General features: G+C 53.8%; 1 pseudogene. It reads right to left on the bottom strand.

The annotated features are described in order from the left end of the window. A pseudogene (locus tag RMSM_RS18045) lies at positions 1-980 on the bottom strand (sulfatase-like hydrolase/transferase); the annotation flags it as partial. Positions 981-1,441 lie beyond the last annotated feature (461 nt).

Below are 1,441 nucleotides of genomic sequence, written 5' to 3'. Positions count from 1 at the left end.
GTCAAACGATTGCCCTGCGGGAATGCGTCCCGGTGCCATGATCAGCAGCGGAACACGTGCACTGGCCTCGTACGCGGTACGTTTGTCGATCAATCCATGATCGCCAAACTGGAATCCATTATCGCCCATATAGACAAACACCGTGTTGTCTCGTAAATCGTTCGCGTTCAGAAAACGGATCAGCCGACCGACGCTGTCGTCAACTGCCAGGATCGATTCGCAATACCGCCGGTAATAAACCTCAGGCGAAAAATCGGCTAGGTTGTATCCGAAATCCGCTCCATGTCGGCTGTTTCGTTGATTGCGAACCCACATCGGTAATTTGCCCGCTTCCATCTGCTCGACGGTCGGCGTTTTGATCGGAAGCGGCTGTTCGGCATAACGTCCGCGATGTCGATCGGCGGGAACAAAATCCGAGTGCACTGCCTTGTGGCTGACATACAAAAAGAACGGCTTCTGGGAGTCGCGTTTTTGTAACCAATCGATCGCATAGTCGGTCAGTTCGTCGGTGATATAGCCGGTTTGCGGAACGCGTTTCCCATTGACGTTCAGTCCATCGTAGGTCGTTTGAGGTACTTCACGCGTCGTGCCGTGGCCATCGGGCCAATACGTTCCTTGGCCTTTGAAGGCGACCCAGTGATCGAAACCGCGCTGAGGGTCATCGATTTCGCCTCCCATGTGCCACTTGCCGATGAAGGCGGTTTGAAATCCGGCTTTTTGCAAGTGTTGAGGAAAAAACGTCAGCGTGGGGTCGACCGGATGGTAATTGTCGACGACCCGATGGTTGTGAGCATATTGGCCGGTCAGGATGGATGCTCGACTGGGCGAACAAAGCGACGTCGTCACATAAGCTCGTGTCAACATCGCTCCGTCGCGAGCGATCGAATCAAGATGGGGCTTTCGATAAACGGATGCCCCGCCGCCCCGAGACAATCGAATCGATGATCGTCACACAGCACGAAGACAATGTTCGGTGGCGACGCGGCCTGCACTCGGCCAAGAACGAAGATGCTGAACACGAGGGCAATACAAGCGGTGATTCTCATGGCGGTCCATTTAAAATGAGGAACTCCAAGAATACCAGCAATGCCTACCCCACACAGCATTCAAGCCGGTAGGCAGCAACCATTGGGTAAAATCCCGTTAGCCGTTTGGCCAACGCTGTGAAGCATTTTTTCGTAGCGAAAATCGCAGAGAGTTTCGGTTTTACTGGCGTCGCCGAAAGTCTCTGCGACTTTCGCTACAGTTAATTTGCGTTTTCCCTGTAGGGAATAATGCTTCACCGTGTTTCGTTTGGCCGCTAGCACCGGTTGAATGTCGGAACCGTGGTGAGCGGCTTGTTGATTTAGTGAGCCGCTCGCGCGTCAGCGTCCGGGGTTCCACGCATTACCCGGTGCCTTACGGCCCTCGGCTCACCAATGCGATTTGCATTTCGATTAAA

Origin of the sequence: Rhodopirellula maiorica SM1 (assembly GCF_000346295.1) — a bacterium.
In the GTDB taxonomy this organism is placed as follows: domain Bacteria; phylum Planctomycetota; class Planctomycetia; order Pirellulales; family Pirellulaceae; genus Novipirellula; species Novipirellula maiorica.
The sequence above is the reverse complement of the archived record's forward strand: the minus strand, read 5'-3'. Positions and strand labels throughout refer to the sequence as shown.